We start from the raw sequence: 22,626 nt of genomic DNA, 5'->3' as shown, positions 1-22,626 counted from the left end.
CCGGGCGACGGCCGTGAGCGGCAAGGAGCTCGACCGCCGGCTGGCGCTCGCCGCCGCCGGCGGGTCGCCCCGCACCCTCGCCCGGCGGCGGGCCGAGGGCCGGATGAGCGCACGGGAGCGCATCGAGGCCCTGTGCGATCCGGGCACCTTCACCGAGCTCGACACCCTCGTCCGCAGCCGGGCTGACGGCAGCGGTGGCGGTGGCGGCGCGGAGGCCGCCCGCCCGTACGGCGACGGGCTGATCTGCGGCCACGGCCAGATCGGTGGCCGGCCGGTGTGCGTGTTCTCCCAGGACGTCAGTGTCTTCGGCGGCAGYCTGGGCGAGGCGTTCGGCGGGAAGATCATCAAGGTGATGGAGCTGGCGATGCGGGTCGGCTGCCCGATCATCGGCATCAACGACTCCGGCGGGGCGCGCATCCAGGAGGGTGTCACGGCGCTGGCGCGGTACGCGGAGTACGGCCGGCTCAACATCCAGGCCTCCGGGGTCATCCCGCAGATCTCGATGATCATGGGTTCGTGCGCGGGCGGGGCGGCGTACTCACCCGCCCTCACCGACGTGACGGTGATGGTGGACGAGACGTCCCACATGTTCGTCACGGGGCCGGACGTCGTGCGTTCGGTGACCGGGGAGGACGTCACCCTCGAGGAGCTCGGCGGGGCGCGCCACAACGCCGCCGCCGGGACGGCGCACTACGTGGCGACCGACGAGGCCGACGCCCTCGACTGGGTGCAGTGCCTGCTGGGCTTCCTGCCGGACAACGCGCTGAGCACGCCGCCCTCCTACCCCCGCCCCGGCCGTTCCGGCGGCTCGAGCCGGGACGACCTGACCGCCGCGGACCGTGCCCTCGACCGGCTTGTCCCCGACTCCGCCGGTGGGCTCCTGGACGTCCGCAAGGTGCTCGACGCCGTGCTGGACGACGGTGACCTGCTGGAGTTCCAGGAGCTGTTCGCCGGGAACATCGTGTGCGGGCTCGGCCGGGTCGACGGAGAGTCGGTCGGGGTGGTCGCGAACCAGTCGGCGGTGAGCGCGGGTGTCCTCGACATCGACGCCTCCGAGAAGGCCGCCCGTTTCGTCCGTTTCTGCGACGCGTTCAACATTCCGATCCTGACGTTCGTCGACGTACCCGGTTACCTGCCCGGGCTCGACCAGGAGCGGCGCGGCATCATCCGCCGCGGCGCCAAGCTCCTGTTCGCCTACGGTGAGGCGACCGTACCGATGGTCACCGTCGTGCTGCGCAAGGCCTACGGCGGCGGCTACGCGGTGATGGGCTCCAAGCACATCGGCGCGGACATCAACCTGGCCTGGCCTACCGCCGAGATCGCGGTGATGGGCGCCACCGGTGCGGTGGAGGTCCTGCACCGCAGGGAGCTGCGGGCCGCCGGGACCGGACCGGAGGCGGAGCAGCTGCGTGCGCGGCTGACCGCCGACTACGAACGCACCGCGCTGTCACCTTACGCGGCTGCCGAGCGCGGGTTCATCGACGCCGTCATCCAGCCCCATGAGACCCGGGCACGGATCCGCGCGGGGCTGCTGTCCCTGCGGGGCAAACGCCCCGTCCAGCACCTCGGCAGACACAACAACATGCCCCTGTAACGGGATCTTGGAGAGCAACGAGATGGACACGACACCGGGGGCGGGTCCCGAGACGACCGGGACCGGCCCGACAGAGCACAGCGACGGCAGCCGCCCGACGGACCCGCCCCACGACCGCCGCCGGCGGCGATTAACGTCGCTGAGGACGTCCTCGGACGGCCCCGGATCGCAGCGACGCCACCGGGGCGGAGCCGGTGCGCCCAGGCGTGGCGTGCTGAGGCGTCCGTCGGGCGGGGCCCGCCGTGGCCTGCTGGCCCGGCTGCTCGCCGGTGCGCTGGCGCTGGCCGCGGTCGGCCTGGCGCCCGGGCTGACCGAAGCCGGGTCGACGGGGCCGGCCGGGCCGGGGTCGGAAGCGGTCGCGCTCTCCACGTCCACCACCCGCGTCAGCGCGGCGACCCTGGCCGCACGCGTGCCGGGAACGGCCGTGGCGCCGCTGAACCAGGTCAACCGCAGCGCGAACGGCGGCAACAACCCGGTCGTCGGCCCGGTACCCGCGACCGCCACCCTGGGCGTGCCGAACGCGGGAACCGTCCCGGTCATCGGTTCGGTGGCGGCCATGGCGGACGACGGCGCGTACGTCGCCTACGAGTCCCGGGTGGACGACCGCACCGTCGACCTCATGATCGTCTCGCCGGCGCTGAACGGGGCCGCCCCGGTGCGGGTGATCCTGCCCGCGGGCTGGGCGAGCAGCACGGCGCAGACCTGGCCGTCGCTCTACCTCATCCACGGGTGCTGCGAGAAGGCGGACTACCAGTCCTGGTCGGTGTACACGAACGTCCGCTCCTTCGCCGCCGACAAGCAGGCGCTGGTGGTCATGCCCAGCGACGGCTCCGCTGGCTTCGGGACGAACTGGCTCAACATCGGCGTGCTGCGCAAGGGCTGGGGCTACGACACCTTCCTGGCCACCGAGCTCCCGCAGATCCTCCAGCGTGGCTACCACGCCTCCGGCCGGGCCGCCATCGCCGGCGCCTCGATCGGCGGCTACGCCGCGTTCGCGCTCTCGGCGCTGCATCCGGGGGCGTACGGCGCCGCCGCGTCCTACAGCGGTGTGGTTGACACCATCGGTTTCCTCTCCTCGGGGCTGATCCAGGGCCTGCTGGTGCGGGAGGGGCAGATCTCCTGGGCCATGTGGGGGGACCCGGTGCTGTTCCTGGGGGTCTGGGCGAAGCGAAACCCCGCCGATGTGATCGCGAAGCTGCGCGGGATCAACCTCTACGTCTCGTCAGGCAACGGAACCCCGGGCCCGTTGGATGCCGCCGGCGCCAGCTCGGACCCCTTCGAGATGGCCACCAACAGCAACGGCCAGTCGTTCATCCGGTCGGCGAACGCGGGACAGCTGCCGGTGGTGACGGACTTCTACGGCAACGGCACGCACAGCTGGCGGTACTGGGACCGTCAGCTCGCCCGGTCCTGGCCGACGCTGGCCGCAGGCCTCGGCCTGCCCGCGGCCTAGCGCCGCACCAGCGGGCGACGGTTGGTTCGGTACCGGTGACAAGCATCGAAATGACGTCCATCCGGACGGACGAGGGCACAGCCGACCGCGCGGCTGCGCCTGCGGGCCGCCCGGTGGGTGGCCCGGAGACTCGGCGGCCGGGCCGGCCGGGCCGGAGGGCGGGGCGGCGGCGACGGCAGCGGGCCGTGGACGGCGTCCTGCCCGGACGCAGGGCGATCGCGCCGATCGGGCTCGCGGCGTTCATCACCGCGCTGGACAACACGGTCGTGAACGTCGCGCTGCCCTCCATGCAGCGCGACTTCGCGCTGTCCGCGGCCGGGCTGGAATGGGTGGCGACGAGCTACATCCTCGCCTTCTCCAGCCTGCTGCTGCTGGGCGGACGTCTCACCGACCTGTTCGGCCGCTGGCGGGTCCTCCTGCTGGGGCTGGCGGTCTTCGCGGTGTTCTCCGGTGTCGCCGGCGCCGCGGACACCTCCCTCGCGCTGATCCTCGCGCGGCTGGCGCAGGGTGCGGGGGGAGCACTGGCGCTGCCGGCGGCGCTGGCGATCCTCGCGGCCGACCTGGACGAGCGGGATCGCCATCTCGGCGCCGGTGTCCTCACCGCCGCCATCGCGGTCGCGCTCGCCCTCGGCCCCGCCGTCGGTGGGACGATCACCCAGTACGCCCACTGGAGCTGGATCTTCTACCTGAACCTGCCGGTGTGCGCCCTCGCCATGCTCCTGGCCGCGCGGGCGAGCCGCGGTCAGCCGTGGGGACCTGAGCACGCCGGCCGACGGCCTCGGCTCGATCTGCCCGGTGTCGTGCTGTCCGGGCTCGCGCTGCTGGCCCTCACGTATGCGCTGGTCGAAGGCAACACGCTGGGATTCGGGTCGGCCCGCATCCTGCTGTCCTTCGCTGTCGCGGCGGTGGCCGGCAGCCTGTTCCTGGTGATCGAGGGACGCGCCAGGGAGCCCATGGTGGCCCTGAACCTGTTCCGGCTGCGGGCGTTCAGCGGCGGAATCGTGGCCCAGGTCCTGTGGGGGCTCGGGGTGAACGGGGTCTTCTTCTTCACCGCCCTGTTTCTGCAGCTCGTGCTGGGTTACAGCCCCACCCGGGCGGGCTTGGCCTTTGTCCCGCTCGCGCTGGCCCTGATCGTGATGGTTCCCCCCGCCGGTCTGCTGGCGCGCCGGTGCGGTGCGCACTGGACGGTGGCCGGCGGGCTGCTGATGGTGGCGGGCGGGCTGCTGATCATCGCCTGGATTCCGGTGGACGCCACCTTCGTCGAGCTCCTGCCGGGCCTGGTCGTCATCGGGGCGGGCTCGGCCCTGACGACGCCGATGACGTCCCGGATCCTGGAGGTTCTCCCGGCCTCGACCGAGGGCATGGCCTCAGCTGTGCTCAGTTCCGCCCGTGAGGTGTCGGGCGTGCTGGGGGTAGCGTTGACCGGTGCGATTCTGCTTTCTCGGCAACGCGCACTGATGGCTGATGGCGCGGCCTTCCCGGAGGCATTCGTCGCCGGCTACGCCCGCGGGTTGGAGGTGTCGGCCGCACTGGTCGCCGCCGGAGCGGTTGTCAGCCTGCTTACTTTACGACGAGCTCCTCGGCATCGACGGCGCGGGGGAGCGCACCGCCTCGCCGGAGCCGCGGTTATAATTCCTCGCGCGCAATTCGCCGGCCCGGTTACGACCGGGCGGGCACGGCGCCACGTACGATGATTTCGTGGGAGACTTCTCACATCACAATCGCTATGCTCGCCTCAATGAGGCTTCTCCATCTCACGGTGCATGGTCGGGGCAGCCGTGCACGAGTCGGCGATGGAAAAGGCTCACTTCTGGGGGTGACAGCGTTCAGTGCAATTACGGATATCCGCCGGTTCCCGGCGCGGTGCTGCACAACCTGGCCGTGAGGCCTCGGCGCGGCCGGCCCGATGTCGCCCGGGCAGGCGCGCACGGCGGCCGCGGCGGCTCGCGGGAACCTCCGGCGCGGCGCTGGGACTGGTGCTTCTGCTCGTGCTGGCGGCCTGTGGCAGGGCCAGGAGCGACGCGTCGCCGCCGGTACCGGCGTGCACGACGCCGGGTTTCTCCGGCAGCACGGTGCGCGTCGGTCTGGTCTACCCGGACACCGGCCCGCTCGCCCTCCCGTTCAGTCTGGCGCGTAGCGGTTTCGAGGCCAGGATCGCGCTGGCGAACGAGGCGGGTGGCGTGCACGGGCGCCGCATCGAGGCGGTGCCGGCCGACGACGCCGCGCAGAAGGAGGCAAACCTGGCCGTGGCGCAGCGGCTGATCGAGCGGGAGAACATCTTCGTGCTCGCGGAGTTCACGACGGCGGCGTCGGGGTCGGCGGACCTGCTGGCGGCCAACGAAATCCCGGTGCTCGGCGTCGCGGCCGAGCAGGCCTGGAGCAACTACGAGAACATGTTCGCGGCGACCTACATCTACGCCTCCGAGGACTCGGTCACCACGTTCGGTGTCTTCGCCCGGGCGCAGGGCGTGACGCGGGCTGCCGTGGTGGAGGACCCGGTCTCGGACTCCGCGCAGGTTCTCGGGGACCAGATGGTCGCGAGCATGCGGTCGCAGGGTGTCGACGTGGTCTCCCGCATCCCGTATCGCCTGGGTACGACCTCGGCGGCGCGGACGGTGAAGGCCATCCGGGAAAGCGGTGCCGACGGCCTGATCGTCTCCATGGAGCTCGCCGGCCTGCGGGAGCTCCTGGTCGCCGCCCAGGAGGCGGGGGTCGGTTTCAAGATGGTGCTTTCCCCGCTCGCCTACGACCGGAGTGTGCTCGCCGACGGCCAGCGGTTCGCCGGGGTTTCCGCCTACTTCGTCCAGATCCCGTGGGAGTCGAAGGATCCCGCGCTGAAGACCTATCGAGACGCGATGGGCCGTTTCGCGCCCCAGGTGTCCGACCCGGACCAGAACCTCGTGCTGAACTCGTACATCACCGCCGACATGCTGCTTCGTGGCCTGCAGCTCGCCGGCCCCTGCCCGACCCGGGCATCGTTCCAGAAAACCCTGCGCGGGCTCACCGACTACGATGCCGCCGGGCTCATTCCCGGGGGAGTGGACTTCAGCACCAACCGGACCAGTCTTTCCCTGTGCTACCGCTTTGCCACGGTGAACGAGAAAGGCACCGCCTTCGAGAGCCGACGTGCCGCCGACGGCACCGAGCGGTGGTGCGGCACGCGCCTCACCGACTGACGGCCAGGCGCGGCTCCGTCCTGCTCGACCGACCGCCTGGCCCGGCCCGACCGCACGGCCTGACCGACCGCACGGCCCGGCTCCGGTCGACTCGTCGTCCCCGGCGGCCGGGCCGGGCCGCCGAGCGCTCACCCGGCAGGCGGTGCCAGCTCGTAGACGTTGCCGGCATGGCTGGTGACGTACAGCCGGTCGGCGCGGAACCCGCGGCCGTCCCCGGCCCGGACGGACGAGGCCTGCGCGAGCCCACGCGCGAGGACACACGTCATCCCCGTGGCCGGATCGATACGGACCACCTCGCCGGCGAGATACCGGGTGGTGATCAGCCCATCCGCGGCGACGGTCAGATCATCGGGGAAGGCCAGCAGCGGATGTGCGGCGACCCTGACGGCGTGGGCGGGGTTCGCGACATCGACACGCCAGGTCTCCCCGGCGAGGGAACGGTTCACGTACAGCCATTCGCCGCTGGGGTCCAGCGCGATGCCGTTGGTTCCGTCCAGGGCTGACCAACGCGGGGTGACCACCCCCTGCGGGCTCACGTGGGTGACGGCCGAGGAGATGCCGAGCCCGAGGTCGATGGTCCGGGTCGCCACGAGGGCTCCGTCGGGCAGGCGCGCCAGCCCGTTCGGTGCGACCAGCCCGGTCGCGACAGTGGTGCGGTCGCCGCCGTCCACGCGGAGCCGGACGATCGTCCCGTCGGCGGTCCCGAGCAGGCCGGACAGCGCACTGGCGCCGGTGGCGACGTAGACCCACTGCCCGTCGCGGGCCAGCCCGCCGGCGTAGGGCAGGTCGGTGGCGAGCGGGGTCACGGCGCCGTCGGGGCTGAGCCGTAGCAGTTTGCCGGTGCTGTCGTTGGTGCTCACCAGCAGACCGCCCTGACCATCCGGGACAAGGTTCTCGGCGGTCCCGAGTCCGCTGGCCACCACCCGGGACGTCCACGTGGCACAGGCCGGACCGGTCTGACCGGTCTGACCGGCCGGCTCGGTGGAGGACGAGGTCGAGGACGCAGGTGAGGACGCAGGTGAGGACGCGGCGTGCGCGGGCACGGCCAGGAAGGCAGCCATGACAGCGCCCGCGGCCGTCACGGCCAGCGCTCGGGCGGTGGCTGGGCGCCGGGGCGGTCTGGTCGAGGTCTGCACGGCTGCCGTCCGCACGGCGTCCTCCTGGAGGAGTCGGGCTACGGGAGAAGCATCGACGGGGTCGTGCCGGTGCGGGCGAGGGCGAAGGCGATCCGCAGCGCGCTGGCGTCCCGGTACCGGCGAGGATCTCGCCCGGTCAGGCTGACGATCTTCGTGATGCGGTAGCGCAGGGTGTTGACGTGCACCGGCAGGCTGCGGGCGGCGGCCTCGGGGGAGCCGTCGCAGCGCAGCATCGCGTCCACCGTCTCCACCAGCCCGTGGCCGGCGCTGACGAGCGGGTCCACGCAGGTCGCCACCAGCTGCCGGGCGGCCTGGGTGTCCCCGCACAGCACCCGCTCGACGAGCAGATCCTCGGTGCTGACCACCGCCGGGTTCCCCGGCCAGGCGGCGAGCGCCCGCAGTCCGGACAGCACCGCCGCCGTCGCGGGGCCCGCCCGGGCCACCGACGCGACCGGCTCGCTGATGACGATCCCCGGGCCGGCGAGGCCGTCGACCAGCCCGCGTAGCCCGGCGACCAGGTCGACCGGAGCGCCACCCTCCATTGTTGTGCCCGCACCACCGCGGCTTCCGCCTCCGGTGCCGGTGCCGGCAGCGACCGCGGCAGCCGCCGGGTCCGCGGCGAACACCGTGGGCCCGCCGCCGGTCGCGGCCGTCGCGGAGGAGGGCCCCTGGACGGCGATCACGACCACGGCCTTCCCGCGGGCCGCGGCGCAGGAGACCAGCCCGAGACGGCCGGCAGTCCGGGCGATCTCGTCGAGCAGCGGGTCGGCCCCGCCCTCGGGCGGGTTCATCCCGAGGATGCGTACCGGGAGCCCGAGCGGAACCACGTCGGCGGCCCGTGCCGCGATCTGGTCCTCACGCCCGTCGACGAGCGCCTCGAGCAGCAGCGCGCGTCGACCCGCCACCGCGCGGCCCCGGTGCTCGGCCGCCTTCGCGTAGACGGTCGCCGCCTGGAACGCGACCTCGCGGCCGTACCGCTCCAGCTCGGCGCGCAGCACCGCGGATGTGGCGGGGTCCAGGGCCTCGTCCGCCTCCGCGTTCGCCACGCGCAGGACGACGTCGACGGTGACCTGGAGCAGCTCGACAGTCTGGTCGAACGAGATCTGCCGGGCCACCTCCGCGGGCACTCCGGAGAAGATGTTCTGCAGCGAGGGCGCCCGTGCCGCCACCAGGCTCTGCGCCATCGTGGCGATCTCCTGGTGCGCGATGAGCCGGACCCAGGACCGGCTGTGCGCGGACAGCCGGGTGTACCACGGCAGGCCGCCGAACGCGGCGACCACCGTGTCGGACAGYCGCCCCACCGACTCGTAGAGCCACGCGGACGCGGACGCGCCCGGAGCCGCCGCATCACTGCCCGGCGTCACCGGCGACCTCGACCAGTGCGCTCGTGACCGCCACCGGCTCGGTGATCATCAGATCGTGGCCGGTGTCGAAGGACCACAACCGACCGGCGCCGCGTAACCCGCGGGCGACGGGCTGGTAGCACCAACCGCCACGCCCGCCCCCGTGCACCAGGACATACGTCGCCATGACGGTGTCTCCTCGGATCCGGACCCGGTCGAGGAGCCACCCGGTCCACGGCCAGCAACGTGATTTTCCAGACAAACATAGTACGGAGGCATTGTCTGGCGGGCCCGCATCATCTCAGGCGCCACCGGCGGGCGGGGGCGACCGGTGGATCCGGTCGCTCAACCGGCGGAGCCGGGCGGGGAACCCGGTGCCCAGGGGTCCGGCGCGTACGCGGAGCCGATGTCGCGTCGCCACTGCATCCACCGCTGGAATCTGGCCAGGGGCGTGAAGCCGGCAGCGGCATAGTGGGTATGGGCGTCGTCCGTCACCAGCGTGAACTGCGGGATTTCGCGTAACAGTCGGTGTTGGAGCAGGCCACAGAGCAGCCAGCGCCCGACTCCTTTTCCACGATGGTCCGCATCGACGAAGACGTCGTCGATAAAACCGACCGCCACCCGGTCGGTCACGCAACGGGCGACTCCCCGCTGCAGACCGGCCGGATCGTAGACGCCCACGGTGAGGGAAAGGTCAAGCGCGGTGTTCACGGCCTCCTGGCTGCGGCCGTGCGCCCACGGAGCCTCCAGCGACAACCATCTCCACACCTGGGTGCGGTCCAGGAGCTCGGGGTCGTCCGACAACTGCCACCCTGCGGCCCGCAACGGCTGCCAGGGCGGGGTCACCGGATCCTCGACGTGGCCGGCCCGCCGGGCGTACCGGCCTCGACGAGTGCCCGCAGGCGGTCCAGGGCCATGCGGGTGCCGGTCTCGTTGTCCGCGGCGGGGATGGCATCCGGGATGCCGTCGTGGACGATGACGACGAGGGTGCCGCCGTCGTCGGTGTCGGAGAGCGTCGTGGTCATCGTCATCGGGGCGCCCAGGGCCGGGTCCGCGGACTCGAACGCGAGCTCCTCGACGACCTGCTCGTCGGGAACGAGCCGCACGAAGTGGCCGCGGTACGTGTCGGTGTTGCCGGCGGTCTTTCCGGCCGCGTCGGGGCGGTCGTAGGTGAGCGAGATCCGGAAGGCGCCGCCCTCGCGGGCGTCGAACTCGTGCAGCCGTGCGCTCATCCCGTCCGGGAACCGCCACCGGACGATTGCCGCCGGGTCGATCAGTGCCCGGTACACCGTGGCGCGTGGAGCGGCGAGCGGACAGCTCAGTCGCAGCGAATACACGGTCCCGAAGGTAGTGGCGGTCGCCGCGGGTGGGCCAGTCCCGCCGGCGGATGACGTTCTCGGCGCGCCGCCGAGGGATTCGGATCCGGCATAGGTCGATCTGGCAGGCACGTTCGAGCCATGCCTGAAACATGGCCGCGAAAGCCTGCGGTCAGTGGGCCCGGGGGCCCGAAGCCCGCCTGGTCCCCCGGTGCAGGGACCTGCGGCATCCGACAACGGTGCTCTTCGCCGTGGGCCGGTGCTCACCGCCCGCGTAGCTTGGATGACCGGCCGGCTTCCCGCCCGTCGCACCAGGCATCTGACCGCGCCATCCGGAAGGGAAAGATCGCAGTGATCATAGCGCTCATCCTGGTGTTTCCTTTCGCGCTGATGGCGATGATGCTGGGCATGCATGCCATCGAGGCGGCGCTGACGCGGGTGGCCGCTCCGGCCCGGCTACCAGCCGGCGAACGCGGCCCCGCCGCGGTGATGCGTCCGTCCGCCGGTCGCCTGTCCGTGGTGCCCACACAACCCGCCCGGGCTCGAGGCGACCGTCCGTCGACCGCCTTCGTGCCGGATACCCCCACCTCCGTGCGCCTTTCGCTGGTCACCGCGGCGCCGGATCGCCCTTTGGCAGCCGGTTCGCCGGATGCTCCCGCGCCCGCCGAGCCGTCGGGCACCGACTGGGCCGAGGCTGCGGGGCCCGCGGCGCTGAGGCTGGCGGAGCCCAGGCCCGCGACCGTGGATGCGGCGACGCCCAGAACCCCGACGCCCAGAACCCCGACGCCGAGAACCCCGGCGGGCAAGACCCCGACGCCCAAACTCCCGGTGTCGAAGCCCGCGGTGCCGCGGCAGGTCGTGCTGTCGGTCGTCCCGTCGGTGCTGCCCACGGGCGGTTAGGACGCGGCCACGCGTATCGCGTGCCGTGCGGGCGGACGGGCTGGCCGAGACCATGTGGGCCGGTTGTTGCCTGTGTCGCGGGGCGATGCCAGGAAACGATGGCGCGTCGGTTAACGTTCGCTGGCGTGGAGGATTCCCAGCGCCTGCGCGGCAGTGGGCCGCGCGCGCGGGCGGCGGCGGTGCGCTTCGAGGCCGTCGACCCGACATCACCGGCAGCGGTGTGGGCTGTCGGCCGTTACTTCGCGGAGATCGGGCGGCGGTTCGGCTTCGATCCTTCCGCCGAGCCGGATGACGGTGCGGCGTCGCTGGCGGCACCCGGGGGCTGTTTCGTCCTGGCTGTCAGTGCTGGGGCCGCCGTGGCGTGCGGTGGTGTGCGGACGATCGAGGACGGTGTCGGCGAGATCAAACGCATGTGGGTGGATGACGCCTGGCGCGGCGCGGGCCTGGGTTCCCGACTTCTGCTCCACCTGGAGCAGACCGCGCACGCCCTCGGTCACCACATCGTTCGGCTCGACTCCCACGAGTCCCTGACCGAGGCCATCGCGCTGTACGGGAAGGCCGGCTACCGTCCGATCGGCCGGTACAACGACAACCCGCACGCCACCCACTTCTTCGAACGGGTGCCCCGGCCTCGCCCCTGACCCGCCGGCCGGCCCTGCCACCCCGGACCCGCCGCGGGACACCGTGGCCGGCCTGCCCCGGGGTGTTTACCAGCTGACAAACGGACGATTTTCGGGCCGCGTGAACGATAGATACTCCGCTGTGGTTGAAAACCGGAGCGACCGGAATGACCGGCACCCGTACGCTGGCAGCACGGCTGCTCCGCGGTCTCCTCATCCAGGGCCGCCGGCCCCTGCCCGGCGCGACGAGCCCGACGGCCTCGTCTATGACCTGATTCGCTGGCCGGCGCGGCTGATCGCGCTGGTGATCGTCGTTCCGCTCCAGCTGCTGTGGCAGGGGCTCGTGCTGGTCGGCCGCGGGCTGCGCACGCTGCTGTGGACGTGGTTCCTGCGCCCGCTCCTGCTGGGCCTGAAACGGCTCCTCTGGGACTGGTTCCTGACCCCGCTCGGACGCCTGCTGTGGCGATGGGTGATCAATCCGGTCCGGTTGGCCTTGTTGTTCGTCTTCCACTACGCCATCGCGATCCCGCTGCGCTTTCTCGTCGCCTGGCTGGTGATCGTGCCGGCGCAGTGGCTGTGGCGGACCGTGCTGCGACCCGTGGTGCATGCGTTCGCCGGTGCCCTCCGGCTGGCCGGGAAGATCGCGGCGGCGGTGCTGACGGCGCTGGTGGTGGCGCCGGCGCGCTGGGTGTGGCGGGCCGTGGTCGTACCTGTGAGCCGGATCGTCGCCGAGGCCTGCCGGTTCGCGATGCGGGTGGCGAACGCGATCGGGCGTGGGATCGCCGCCGTCTTCCGGGTGATTGTGGTGGTCCCGACCGCCTTCGTGTGGCGAACGGTGGTCATCCCGGTGGCACGGGTGGCCGCCGCGGTGTGGCGCGTGACGGTGGTCGTGCCCGTCCGCTGGGTGAACCGGGTCCTCTGGCAGCCGGTAGCCAGAGCCGGCCGTGAGATCCGTGGCGCGCTGTTCGGTGGCCCGGCCGTCCGCCGGTGACCTGACGGCGACGAGCCGGGCCCGATCCGGATTCCCGAAGGTGGAGATCTGCCCGGTTGTCCGCCGATAGGCTGCCATCTGCCGACGTCGGCGCGTGAGGGGCCGGGCTGGGGGGCAGGCAGACGTGGACGCGGGAATTGTCGCCGCCCTCATCTCCTCCGTTGTCAGTGCCCTGGTGGCGGTGGCTGCGACGGTGTGGACCCATCGCCAGGGCGTCGAGATGGAACGCATCCGTTTCGAGCTGGACCGTTCCACCAGGGACAGCGAGAAACGCTCGGCGGCGAAGACCGAGCTGGACCGATACCGGGAGCCGCTGCTCGTCGCGGCGTTCGACCTCGGCACCCGTATCCACAGCATTCGGAAGAAGGAGTTCCTGTCGTATCTGAAGCCCACCTCGAAGGAGCCGGATCGTCGTAGCCGGCTCGCACTGCTGGCCACGCTGTTCTGCATCGCGCGCTACTTCGGAACCCTGGAGATCGTGTACTCGCGGCTCGCGTTGCTGCGGTTCGAGAGCGCCGAGGACACCCGCGTCGTCGCCGCGCTGCTCGCCGACATCGGCGGGGCGTTCAGCAGCGACGAGTACGACCGCGTCGACACCTACCACTCCTCCCGGTTCATGCTGTGGCGGGAGGAGCAGCGGGCGATCGGCGAGCTGATGCGCGGCGGGCCGGGCAGTGCGTCCAACGAGTGCCTGGGATTCGCCTACTTCCATGACAACTACGAGGCCGTCTTCGCCGAGTGGTTCGATGCCTTCGCCGAGGCGTTGCAGTCGCCGGCGGCCGTGACCAGCGCCCGGCTCGCCCGGGTGCAGACCCTGCTCGCCCTCCTCGTCGGTCTGCTCGACGAGGAGGGTGCGTTCACCCTCACGGTCGGCGGTGAGCGGATCGCGCCGGACTGGGTCACCCCCACCGGTCTCGCCTGATCCAGTCAGGAGATTACCGGCCACGCTCGGATTTCTTCATTTCACGATGTGTGGTACGTTCTGCGCGGATCCGGTGACCAGGTACCTGCCGTCGCTGATCCCGACGTTTATCGGCCTCGCGCTCGTCAGTCGACGTTCCGGATGTCAGCTCACGGTGCGTTCGCCGATCGGCGTCCGCGTTATCAATAAGCCAGTACAGGCGGGGGCTGTATGGCAAAAAAGAATCAGATCTTCGAGATCGTGGTCGGCAAGCGGGCGCTCACGATCGGGCACGAGGTGTACCCGCTCGCCAACATCTCCCGGATTCAGACCCGGGAGCTGAAATGGTTCGGGAAGTACAGCACCTTCTACCCGCTCCGGCGGATGGCGTCACTCGCGGGAGGCGTCGCCCTGCTCGTGGTGGCGGTGATCGTGGGCCCACGCTACGCCGACCCTGACGGGGAGTACGCCCTCGAGGACATCGGCCGGCAGTTCGCGGTTCTCGTGCTCGTTCTGGCCGGCGCGGCCACTCTCTGGCTGAGCGGTGTCCTGATCTACCGGGTGTTTCTGCGGCGAACCTACTACCTGCTGCTGCTCGAAACCGCCGGTGCGCAGGCAGCCCTGCTGAACGGCACGGATCTCAAGGAGATCATGCGCATTCGTAACGCGCTCGTCGCCGCCATCGAGGATCCACCGGCATCCGCGTACAACATCGAGGTCCACGGCGATGTTTTTGCTGGCGACAAATTCACCGGGCGGGGCTACAACGTCAACAAGAGTGGCCGAGGTGCCGGCCAGTGACAGGCGACCGGCCCGGTCCGGGCGCAGGGCGGGGGAACGATGGGTGACGTCTTCTCCGGTGACAAGTTCACCGGCCAGGGCTACACGGTCAACAAGGCCGGTCGTGACATCAACCAGGTGGTCAGCAGTCACCAGGCCGGCTCCGCCGCACAGCTCGACGCGGCGGTGGGCGAGCTGCGCACCCTCATCGCCCAGCTGATCCGGGACAGGGCGGTCACTCCGGACGGAGAGGTCGTCGCCGACCCGGCGGCGGTCATCGCGGCTGTGCGGGACAACCCGAGCCGGCTTCAGGAGCTCGGTGCCGCCGTGGCGGGCGGGGCCAAGGACGCGGTTCTGTCGATCGTCCAGGGCGGCGTGGCCGCGATGGTGGTCGCGCTGCTCGGCCGGTAGCGGATGCGGGTGCCCGCACCCGCCGCGCCCGGCCTCGGGTCGACCCGAGACCGGGCGCGGCCGGTCAGCGTGCGGTGCCGCGGCGGCGGATCAGCTGGACGGCTGCGGCGGCGGCGAGCAGCAGTGCCGCGACGGAGATCACCGCGATGATCCACCACACCGCGTTGCTGTCGGACGACGACGGCGGCGCGGACGGCTCGATCCGCACCGTGGGTGTGGGGGAGCCCGCTGCCAGGGCGGCCGGGGATGCCGGGGACGAGCTGCCGGCGGCCTGCGCCGGGCCGGCCAGCGGCGACGCGGAGGTGGGCGCTGGGCTGGGCGCGGCGACCGTGAAGGGGAACTGCCCGTTGATCGCATGGCCGTCGGCGGAGACCACGGTCCAGGCCACCTGGTAGCCGCCACCGGTGAGCCCGGAGACCGGCACCGTCACGGTCCTGTCCACGGCGGACAGGGCACCGACCGCAGCCGGTGCCCCACCGTCACCGGTCACGGTGATGCGGGAACCGTCGCCTCGGACCGTCCCGCTGAAGGTCAGTGAGATCGCGCCGGGTGCGGCGTCGAGGGTCGCTCCCGCAGCCGGATCGGACGAGGTCAGCGCGGTGTGGGCGGACGCCGGCGAGCCCAGCAGAGCCACCAGGACCGCGGTCAGGGCGACGACCGGGGCGGCTCGGCGCAGGGCTGCCCTGCGCGGGACCGTCCCGCGTGGGGAGGCGCCGGGCAGGGGCAGATTCGATCTTCTGTGCACCGCTCGCATGCTATGGGCCCACGTCGGCGACGCCGCGGGGTTCTGCCCTGGCGGGTCGTCGTGCTCTCCCGGGGAATCCGCACCCGACCTCCCTGGGGGCTGGGTGCAGGGCTTCATCGCCGTCCGTCGCGCGGGACGCGGACCTCATGGAAGTAGAGCGTGCCGTTCCCGTGCTGAGCGGTCAGATCGGAGTGGGCCGGCGTGCGCGGTCTGGGTGGCACCCCGGACCTGAGACCCGGAGTCCTGGTTCGGTGGCCGTTCCAGTTCTCGTTGCCGCCGGGATCGCCGGCGCGGCCGACGAGAAGCGGGGTGGTGGGTACTGTCTGCCGCTCGACGCTTCCCTCGATTCCCTCGACGGTCACCGGATTCGCCCTGCGTGCCCTTCGTGGTCTGTCCGTCCTGCCTGCGGTGTGCGCGTCCTGACGGCTGGGCCTCGACGCGTTCTCGGCGTGTGACAGCCGGAACAGGTGCGCGATCGCCGGCAGTGCGGCCACGCGCAGGACGAGGGCGTCCACCGCGACACCTGCGGCCAGGCCGAAGCCCATCATTTTCAATGTCCGCGGGGGCTGCGCCGCGATCGCGACGGCCACCAGGAGCATGACCATGTTCATGGTGAGGACGACATGCCCGAGCTCTGCGTGCCCGCGTGCGATGCCGTCCCGGGCACTGCGGATGATGCTCCTGCGGCCGCCGGCGCGCTCCCGCGGGCGGTCCTGGCCGTTGCCGGAAGGCCCGCCTGCGGATCGGTCGCTCGCAGCACGGTTCTGCTCGCGAAGCCGCCCGAGCAGGACGAGGTTCATCCCGGGGGCCAGGCCGAGCACCGCCACGAACACCGGAACGAGGACGAAGGGCTCGACCGGGCTCACCATCACACCGAGCCTCTCGGCGAAACGCTCGTTCTGGAAGAGGATCGTCAGGACGCCGCCCGCGGCCTGGACCGACAGGGTCGCGGACAGGCCGAGGAGGGCGGCCAGCACCGCCGACCGTGACACCACGAACGCCACCAGCGCGACGGTGAGCAGGACGATGCACAGCAGTGCGACCACGCTGCCCCGGAAGCCCGCCGCGGCGTCGTCGAACAGGGCGGTCGGACCACCGACGTCCGCGGTTGTCGCCGTGTCGCGCAGGACTGCCGGGAGAACCTCCGTGCGCAGCTGGCGGATCAGCGCGCTGGCCTCCTCCGACCGCGGGCCCGGCTGGGGGAGGACCCGGATGACGGCCAGCCCTTTGGCGGTGTCCTCCAGCATGACGGCCGCGTTCCGCACCCCGGGAGCCGCGGTGAGCGCGGCGGCGACATCCGCGGAGGTGACGGATCTCGCGGCCGGGCGGGCCTTCGCCGGCGCCTGCCGCACGGCCACCAGGACCGGCCCGTTCAGCCCGGGGAAGAAGCCCTCGCTGACAAGGTCGTACGCCCGTCGCGACGTCGTCGACGTCGGCTCGGCACCCGAGTCGCCACCGCCCAGGCGGATGCTGCTGGCCTGGACCGTCAGCCCCACGAGCAGCACCCCGGCGACCACCGCGACCGGGGCCGGGTATCGGCCGACCTGGGCGGCCCACCACGATCGCAGGCCGGGTCGGCGCCCGAGGCCGGCTCCGGCCACGGACAGGAAGCGCCGCTCGGTCCAGCCGAGCAGCCGCGCGCCGGCCAGCCCGAGCAGCGCGGGCAGCAGGGTGAGTACGACGAGGATGGTGATCGTGCCCACGGCGGCGGCGGCGAGCGCGATGCCACGGAAGCCGCTGAGCCCGACGATGCTCACCACCGCCATGGCCACCGTCAGGCTCAGCCCCCCGACTGCCAGCGCCGCGCCCGAGGTGGCGGTGGCGGTCTCGGCGGCCTGGATGCCGTCCTCACCGCGCAGCAGGGCTGACTGGGCTCGGTAGACGATGACCACCGCGCCGCCCAGGCAGATGCCGAACGCCAGGAGGCCGGCGACCATCGGAGCAAACGGGGTCATGACCACCGTGTGCGCCAGCTTCGCGGTCGCCGCGACCGCGAGCGTGGCGGCCACCGCTCCTGACACAAGACAGATGAGCAGCCCGGACGGGGAGCGGACCGCGGCGATGACGAGTAGCAGGCCCGCGAGCAGGGCGAAGATCAGCGGAGTGGTCGAGATGCCGGCGGTCTCGATCGCCGTGATGCCTGGCCCGGACATCTCGACCTGGAACTGCGGGTCGTCGTAGGCCAGTGCGAGGTCCTGCACACGCCGTACCGCGGCCAGGTCGGGTGCGAGGGCGGTGCCCTTCAGCACGACGGAGATCATCGCGGTCCGCCGGTCGGCGCTGATCGGGGTGACCCCGACGGTGGCCGGCCCGAGCGGTCCGCTCGGATCCGCGACGAGGGCGACTCCCGGCAGCTTGCCGACCTGTGCGATGAGCAGGGTCATCCGGTCGCGCGCCATGCGGTCGTCGAGGGTGCCCTCCCGGGCCCGGACCACGATCGTCTCGACATCGGGTAACTGGCCACCCGGCGAGATCGCCGTCACGTTGGTCAGCGCGCGGTCGGATTCCGAGCCCGTCGGCGCCACCTGCTGGGTGTACTGGGCGCCGGCACCGCGCACGTAGAGGGCCGCCGACGCGAGGACGATGATCCAGGCGACCAGCAGGAACCCGCGGTGACGTGCGCAGCCGCGCGCGAGCCTGCCCACCGCACCGGCGAGTGAACTGTCCAGAAATGCCACTGGCGCACCCTAAAAGGACGTAGTTAAGTCGTATAACTCATTTGGCTCGCGGGGACCTCCTCGAACGCGCTTCGTCGAACGCGCTTCGTCGAACGTGCCGACGCGACCGCGAAGGAAGGCGACCGGACAGGTCATTCCCCACCAGCAGGGACCATCGCGGAGGCGCCGGGGTGTCGGGGCCTCACCGGTGAGTGGTGACTACCGCTACCAGACCAGATCCCCACACGGCCGGATGATCCGCGCAAAACGGACGATAAGTCGGTCGCACGGATGAAACAAGTGAGATGGAATGCAGTTAAGTCCGTCCGTTGCCTGAAATCTCACGAGGATGCCCGAAAGTGCCCTCGGTTGGGTGCTTTACTGCCGTGCCGTGGACACCGCCGTCAGAGCGGGGAGGCCGGCGTGGTGCTGCCGGCGACCTGCGCCGCGCCGGCGGGTCCGCGCCGGCGGCCATGGGGACAGGGCGGGAAACGCCCTGTCAGCAGGCACAGGCTCACGACCTAGGCTGAGCGCGTGAGCGTGACCGCACTGACGACGGCTGACCCCTCCGCGCCAGAACCCGGCCAGACCGCGCGGGCCGTCGCCGCGTCGGCCGGCACGCTGCGCGCCCGGCTCTGCCCGCCGATGCCCGCCGACCGGGTACTGGGCTGGGCCGCCGCGCTCGCCGTCACCCTGCTCGCGGGGATCCTGCGGTTCTGGCGGCTGACCGAGCCGAAGGGCATCTACTTCGACGAGGTCTACTACACCAAGGACGCCTGGGGCCTGATGACCCACGGCTACGAGGTGGACAGCAACACCTGCTCCGGTCCCGCCTTCGTGGTGCACCCGCCGCTGGGCAAGTGGTTCATGGCGGCTTCGGAGAAGCTCTTCGGCTATCAGGACTGTGCCGGCGCGGTGCACGGCAGCCCCGAGCTCGGCTGGCGGTTCGCCTCCGCGTTCTTCGGCACGCTCGCGGTGCTGGTCTTCACCCGGCTCGCCCGCCGGATGTTCCGCTCCACCCTGCTGGGCTGTTTCGCCGGCCTGCTGATGACCCTCGACGGACTCGAGTTCGTCCAGAGCCGGATCGGCATCCTCGACATCTTCCTGATGACGGGGCTGGTGCTCGCGCTGGCCTGTCTCGTCCTCGACCGTGACCACGGCCGCACCAGGCTCGTCGACCGGCTCACGCGCACCGAGAGCACCGACGGCACTGAGAGCATCGACGGCACCGAGAGCACCGACAGCGGTGTGGGAGCTGTGGGAGGAGGCGCCGACGCCCGGTACGGGCCGCGGCTCGGCTGGCGGCCCTGGCGGCTCGCCGCCGGTCTGTGTCTGGGTGCGTCCATGGGCGTGAAGTGGAGCGCCCTCTACACCCTGGTCGGGTTCGCCGCGCTCGCGCTGGCCTGGGACATCGGTGCCCGCCGCACGGCGGGCTTCCCGGCGCCGGTCCGCGGTGCGCTGCGGCGGGACCTGCCCGCCTGGTTCGGCTGCTACATCGCCGTGCCGATCGTGACGTTCCTCTCCACCTGGACGGGCTGGTTCCTCACCGACGGCGGGTACGACCGGCACAGGTACGGCGACGGTTTCGTCGCCGCCTGGCGCGGCTGGTGGTCCTACCAGCAGGYGATCCTCGAGTTCCACGAACACCTGTCCGCCCGGCACGTCGCGCAGTCCACGCCGATGAGCTGGCTGGTGATGGGCCGGCCGGTGGCCTACGACTACGAGGGCCCGAAGTTCGGCGAGCAGGGCTGCCGGGCGGTCGAGGGCTGCGCCCGGGAGGTGCTGGCGCTGGGCAACCCGGCCGTCTGGTGGGTCGGGACGGCCGCACTGGTCGCGATGATCGCCCTGTGGGTCGCCCGCCGTGACTGGCGGGCCGCCCTCGTACTGGTCAGCTTCGGGACGTCCTTCCTGCCCTGGCTGGCCTTCCCCAACCGCACGATGTTCTTCTTCTACGCCCTGCCGCTGCTGCCGTTCATGATCCTGGGGATCACCGCCTGCGCGGGCCTGGTGCTCGGCCCGCGCGAGGCCTCCGACACCCGCCGCCTCGTCGGGGCACTGATCTTCGGCGTGTACCTGATCGCCGTCGTGCTGCTGTTCGCCTACTACTACCCGATCCTGGCCTGGGAGACGATTCCGCTGGACGACTGGCGCGACCGCATCTGGTTCCCCGCCTGGATCGTCGCCTGAACCCGCGAACCGTGCGGAACCGGCCGGTGCGGAACCGGCCGGTCAGGTGAGCAGCTTCTTCTGGACCTTGCCCAGGGGGTTACGCGGCAGCGAGGTGACGAAGCGGACCTCCCGCGGGCGCTTGTGCGGGGCGAGGGTCGTGGCGACATGGTCGACGAGCACCGCGGCGTCGACGGTCTCGTGCGGGACGACGAACGCGACGACCCGCTGGCCGAGATCGTCGTCGGGAACGCCGATGACGGCGGTCTCGGCGACCGCGGGATGGGCGAGCAGCGCGTTCTCGATCTCCCCGGCCCCGATCTTGTAGCCGCCGGACTTGATGAGGTCGGTGCTCTGGCGGCCGACGATGCGCAGCTGGCCGTCCGGCTCGAACAGGCCGAGGTCGCCGGTGGCGAACCACCCGTCGGGCGTCAGCGCCGCCGCGGTCGCGGCCGGGTTGCCGAGATACCCGGAGAACACGTTCGGGCCGCGGACCTCGACCGGCCCGAACTCGTCGGTGCCGGTGATCCGGACCTCGACGCCCTGCAGCGGTGCGCCGACGAGACCCGGCCGGCGATCGCCGTCGGCGCGGGCGGCGGTGTTGATCAGGGTCTCGGTCAGCCCGTAGCGTTCGGCCACCCGCTGCCCGGCCAGCGCGACGAGCCGCTCGAACACCGGCACGGGCAGCGCCGCCGAGCCGGAGACGAGCAGCCGGGCGGACGAGAAGGCCGCCGGCTCCGGCACCCGTGACCACATGGTCGGCACCGCGAAGTACAGCGTCCCGCCCGGGGTCGGCGCGAACCGCCCGGTGTGGTGCAGCGCGGACCCGAGGCGCAGCGGGCCGAGCGTCCCGAGCACGAGCCCGTGCACGTGGAACAGCGGCAGGGCGTGCCCGAGGACGTCCTCGGGTGTCCAGGCCCAGGCCTGCGCCAGCGCGTCGATGTTCGCCGCGATGGCGCGGCGCGGGATGACCGCGCCCTTCGGCGGCCCGGTGGTTCCCGAGGTGTAGATGATCAGGGCGGGTGACTCGTCCCCGCCCGGCCCGCCCGGCAGGTCCGCCGCTCCCGCCGCTCCCGCCGCGCCGGCCGCCGGTTCGGGCTCCGCCGGCAGCGCGGCGCGGGCCGTGAGGTCGACCTGGTCGAGGACCAGGTCGGGGGCGCTGTCCTGCAGGACGTACGCCCGTTCGGTCTCGCCGGCCTGCGGGTTGACCGTGACCACGGTGACCCCGGCCTCGACGGCGCCGGCGATCGCGACCACCGTCTCCAGCGTCGGGGTGGCCACCACGGCTACCCGCCGCAGGCCGCGCACCCGCTGCGCGACGGCACCCACCGCGCCCGCGAGATCATCTCCTTCCAGGGAGACATCCGACATCTGGACCCTGGCCTCGCCTCGGCGCAACGCGGTAAGCACGCCTTCATTGTCGGGCACGCAGGCCGACCCGGGCGCCGGACTCGGGTCTTCGGGGCTCAGGAGCCCGTCGCGATGTGCAGCGCGGCGAGCCGCCCGGGGTCGAGCAGGAGGTCGATCTCGACGATGCGCCCGCCGGTGACCGTGACGCCCGCGACGGCGAGCACACCTTCCGCCGACGCGGCGAGCACACCGGCCGCGCCGTTGACGAGGGCGGTGCTGCACAGCCGGGCGAACCGGATGGCGTGGGTGGTGATGTGGCCGGCGACGTCGGTGGCACCGGCGAGCACCGTGGGGCCGACCCAGGGCCGCGAGCCGGGGTCGACCCGCAGGACGATCGCGGGATCGAGCAGGGTCAGCAGCCGCTCGAAGTCGCCGGTGCGGGCGGCGGCGAGAAAGGCGTCGACGACCTTTCGCTGCAGGGCCAGGTCGGCGTCGGGCGTGGTGACGGTGCCACGCAGCCGGCGCCGGGCCCGGCTGGCGAGCTGCCGGGTGGCCTCGGGGCTGCGTTCGACGATCGGGGCGATCTCGGCGAACGGCACGCCGAACATGTCGTGGAGCACGACGGCGAGGCGCTCGGCCGGTTCGAGGCTGTCGAGCACGACGAGCAGGGCGAGCCCGACGGAGTCCGCGAGCAGGCTGGCCTGTTCGGGGTCGAGGCTCTCGCCGGTGCTCACGACCGGCTCGGGCAGCGTGCTGCCCATGAGGCTCTCCCGGCGGGCGGTGCGGGCCCGGAGCATGTCGATGCAGACCCGCCCGACGAGCGTCACCAGCCAGCCGCTGATGTTGTCGATCACCGTGCTGTCGGCGCGGATCGAGCGGATCCACGCCTCCTGCAGCGCGTCGTCGGCCTCGGTGAGCGAACCGAGCATCCGGTAGGCCACCGCCCGCAGCCGGGCGCGATGCCGGTCGAACTGCTCGGCGAACCAGAGCATGTCATCGTGCTCCGGGGAGGCCCCGCCGCTCACGGCCGGGAGGGATTCGCCAGTCAACGCTTGTTCCTTCCGTCGTCGGTCGGGTTGGCGGTGGC

The 22,626-nt window shown here is 72.0% G+C and carries 19 protein-coding genes and 1 pseudogene; 11 read left to right on the top strand and 9 right to left on the bottom strand.

Going from position 1 to position 22,626, the window contains the following annotated elements; all coding sequences use genetic code 11:
• Positions 1-13: 13 nt before the first annotated feature.
• The 4 genes from CcI49_RS04495 to CcI49_RS04480 all read left to right on the top strand — a co-directional run bounded on the left by CcI49_RS04495 (position 14) and on the right by CcI49_RS04480 (position 6,223).
• The gene (locus CcI49_RS04495; RefSeq protein WP_347280104.1) at positions 14-1,594 is read left to right on the top strand and encodes an acyl-CoA carboxylase subunit beta; all 1,581 of its coding nucleotides are present in this window, start codon (positions 14-16) and stop codon (positions 1,592-1,594) included.
• 211 nt (positions 1,595-1,805) lie between these two features.
• Positions 1,806-3,047 (top strand): alpha/beta hydrolase family protein, encoded by a 1,242-nt coding sequence (locus CcI49_RS04490; protein ID WP_241839892.1) that lies wholly within the window; start codon positions 1,806-1,808, stop codon positions 3,045-3,047.
• A 35-nt stretch (positions 3,048-3,082) separates the two neighbouring features.
• Complete coding sequence (locus CcI49_RS04485) at positions 3,083-4,741, top strand: MFS transporter (protein WP_241839891.1); 1,659 nt, start codon at positions 3,083-3,085, stop codon at positions 4,739-4,741.
• A 282-nt stretch (positions 4,742-5,023) separates the two neighbouring features.
• Positions 5,024-6,223, top strand: a complete 1,200-nt coding sequence (locus CcI49_RS04480) for an ABC transporter substrate-binding protein (protein ID WP_076824506.1) — start codon at positions 5,024-5,026, stop codon at positions 6,221-6,223.
• Between the two features lie 128 nt (positions 6,224-6,351).
• Here CcI49_RS04480 and CcI49_RS04475 read toward each other — a convergent pair whose 3' ends face one another.
• The 5 genes and pseudogenes from CcI49_RS04475 to CcI49_RS04455 form a co-directional block, all read right to left on the bottom strand.
• Positions 6,352-7,374 carry an SMP-30/gluconolactonase/LRE family protein gene (locus CcI49_RS04475; RefSeq protein ID WP_131831003.1) on the bottom strand — a complete coding sequence of 341 codons (1,023 nt, stop codon included), beginning with the start codon at positions 7,372-7,374 and terminating at the stop codon, positions 6,352-6,354.
• Positions 7,375-7,397: 23 nt separating this feature from the next.
• Positions 7,398-8,723 (bottom strand): PucR family transcriptional regulator, encoded by a 1,326-nt coding sequence (locus tag CcI49_RS04470; RefSeq protein WP_076824504.1) that lies wholly within the window; start codon positions 8,721-8,723, stop codon positions 7,398-7,400.
• 82 nt (positions 8,724-8,805) lie between these two features.
• Positions 8,806-8,889 (bottom strand): annotated as a pseudogene (locus CcI49_RS44355) (alpha/beta hydrolase); the annotation flags it as partial.
• 158 nt (positions 8,890-9,047) lie between these two features.
• The gene (locus CcI49_RS04460) at positions 9,048-9,548 is read right to left on the bottom strand and encodes a GNAT family N-acetyltransferase (protein ID WP_076824500.1); all 501 of its coding nucleotides are present in this window, start codon (positions 9,546-9,548) and stop codon (positions 9,048-9,050) included.
• Positions 9,545-10,039, bottom strand: a complete 495-nt coding sequence (locus CcI49_RS04455; protein WP_076824498.1) for an SRPBCC domain-containing protein — start codon at positions 10,037-10,039, stop codon at positions 9,545-9,547. The genes CcI49_RS04460 and CcI49_RS04455 overlap by 4 nt, the downstream gene beginning before the upstream one ends.
• Before the next feature lie 330 nt (positions 10,040-10,369).
• On the opposite strand from CcI49_RS04455, the gene CcI49_RS04450 reads away from it, so the two are divergent.
• The 6 genes from CcI49_RS04450 to CcI49_RS04425 all read left to right on the top strand — a co-directional run bounded on the left by CcI49_RS04450 (position 10,370) and on the right by CcI49_RS04425 (position 14,621).
• Positions 10,370-10,918 (top strand): hypothetical protein, encoded by a 549-nt coding sequence (locus CcI49_RS04450; RefSeq protein ID WP_054567485.1) that lies wholly within the window; start codon positions 10,370-10,372, stop codon positions 10,916-10,918.
• Positions 10,919-11,043: 125 nt separating this feature from the next.
• Entirely contained in the window at positions 11,044-11,559 is a 516-nt protein-coding gene (locus tag CcI49_RS04445; protein WP_235498005.1) for a GNAT family N-acetyltransferase, read from the top strand.
• A 283-nt stretch (positions 11,560-11,842) separates the two neighbouring features.
• The gene (locus CcI49_RS04440) at positions 11,843-12,529 is read left to right on the top strand and encodes a hypothetical protein (RefSeq protein ID WP_235498004.1); all 687 of its coding nucleotides are present in this window, start codon (positions 11,843-11,845) and stop codon (positions 12,527-12,529) included.
• Positions 12,530-12,653: 124 nt separating this feature from the next.
• On the top strand, positions 12,654-13,451 hold the full coding sequence (locus CcI49_RS04435; protein ID WP_054567482.1) for a hypothetical protein: 798 nt from the start codon (positions 12,654-12,656) through the stop codon (positions 13,449-13,451).
• Between the two features lie 210 nt (positions 13,452-13,661).
• The gene (locus tag CcI49_RS04430; protein ID WP_054567481.1) at positions 13,662-14,231 is read left to right on the top strand and encodes a DUF6232 family protein; all 570 of its coding nucleotides are present in this window, start codon (positions 13,662-13,664) and stop codon (positions 14,229-14,231) included.
• 39 nt (positions 14,232-14,270) lie between these two features.
• Positions 14,271-14,621: a hypothetical protein gene (locus tag CcI49_RS04425; RefSeq protein ID WP_076824496.1), complete on the top strand. Its 351-nt coding sequence runs from the start codon at positions 14,271-14,273 to the stop codon at positions 14,619-14,621.
• A gap of 64 nt (positions 14,622-14,685) precedes the next feature.
• Here CcI49_RS04425 and CcI49_RS04420 read toward each other — a convergent pair whose 3' ends face one another.
• Both CcI49_RS04420 and CcI49_RS04415 read right to left on the bottom strand, forming a co-directional pair.
• Positions 14,686-15,366 carry a copper resistance CopC family protein gene (locus CcI49_RS04420; protein WP_158230710.1) on the bottom strand — a complete coding sequence of 227 codons (681 nt, stop codon included), beginning with the start codon at positions 15,364-15,366 and terminating at the stop codon, positions 14,686-14,688.
• A 113-nt stretch (positions 15,367-15,479) separates the two neighbouring features.
• Positions 15,480-18,044 carry an MMPL family transporter gene (locus CcI49_RS04415; RefSeq protein ID WP_083473357.1) on the bottom strand — a complete coding sequence of 855 codons (2,565 nt, stop codon included), beginning with the start codon at positions 18,042-18,044 and terminating at the stop codon, positions 15,480-15,482.
• A 624-nt stretch (positions 18,045-18,668) separates the two neighbouring features.
• Between CcI49_RS04415 and CcI49_RS04410 the strand changes: the two genes are divergently transcribed.
• Positions 18,669-20,210 carry a phospholipid carrier-dependent glycosyltransferase gene (locus tag CcI49_RS04410; protein WP_116437340.1) on the top strand — a complete coding sequence of 514 codons (1,542 nt, stop codon included), beginning with the start codon at positions 18,669-18,671 and terminating at the stop codon, positions 20,208-20,210.
• A 42-nt stretch (positions 20,211-20,252) separates the two neighbouring features.
• Here CcI49_RS04410 and CcI49_RS04405 read toward each other — a convergent pair whose 3' ends face one another.
• Both CcI49_RS04405 and CcI49_RS04400 read right to left on the bottom strand, forming a co-directional pair.
• Complete coding sequence (locus tag CcI49_RS04405) at positions 20,253-21,617, bottom strand: acyl-CoA synthetase (protein WP_241839889.1); 1,365 nt, start codon at positions 21,615-21,617, stop codon at positions 20,253-20,255.
• Positions 21,618-21,655: 38 nt separating this feature from the next.
• On the bottom strand, positions 21,656-22,531 hold the full coding sequence (locus CcI49_RS04400; protein ID WP_054567892.1) for a sigma-70 family RNA polymerase sigma factor: 876 nt from the start codon (positions 22,529-22,531) through the stop codon (positions 21,656-21,658).
• Positions 22,532-22,626 lie beyond the last annotated feature (95 nt).

This window comes from Frankia sp. CcI49 (genome assembly GCF_001983215.1).
GTDB lineage: Bacteria > Actinomycetota > Actinomycetes > Frankiales > Frankiaceae > Parafrankia > Parafrankia irregularis.
Note: the sequence above shows the minus strand (reverse complement) of the source record. Positions and strands in the feature narration are given on the sequence as shown.

Coding starts and splice junctions, on each gene's coding strand:
- CcI49_RS04430 (WP_054567481.1), top strand. CDS start 13,662: ATGGCAAAAAAGAATCAGATCTTCGAGATCGTGGTCGGCAAGCGGGCG.
- CcI49_RS04425 (WP_076824496.1), top strand. CDS start 14,271: ATGGGTGACGTCTTCTCCGGTGACAAGTTCACCGGCCAGGGCTACACG.
- CcI49_RS04400 (WP_054567892.1), bottom strand. CDS start 22,531: ATGCTCTGGTTCGCCGAGCAGTTCGACCGGCATCGCGCCCGGCTGCGG.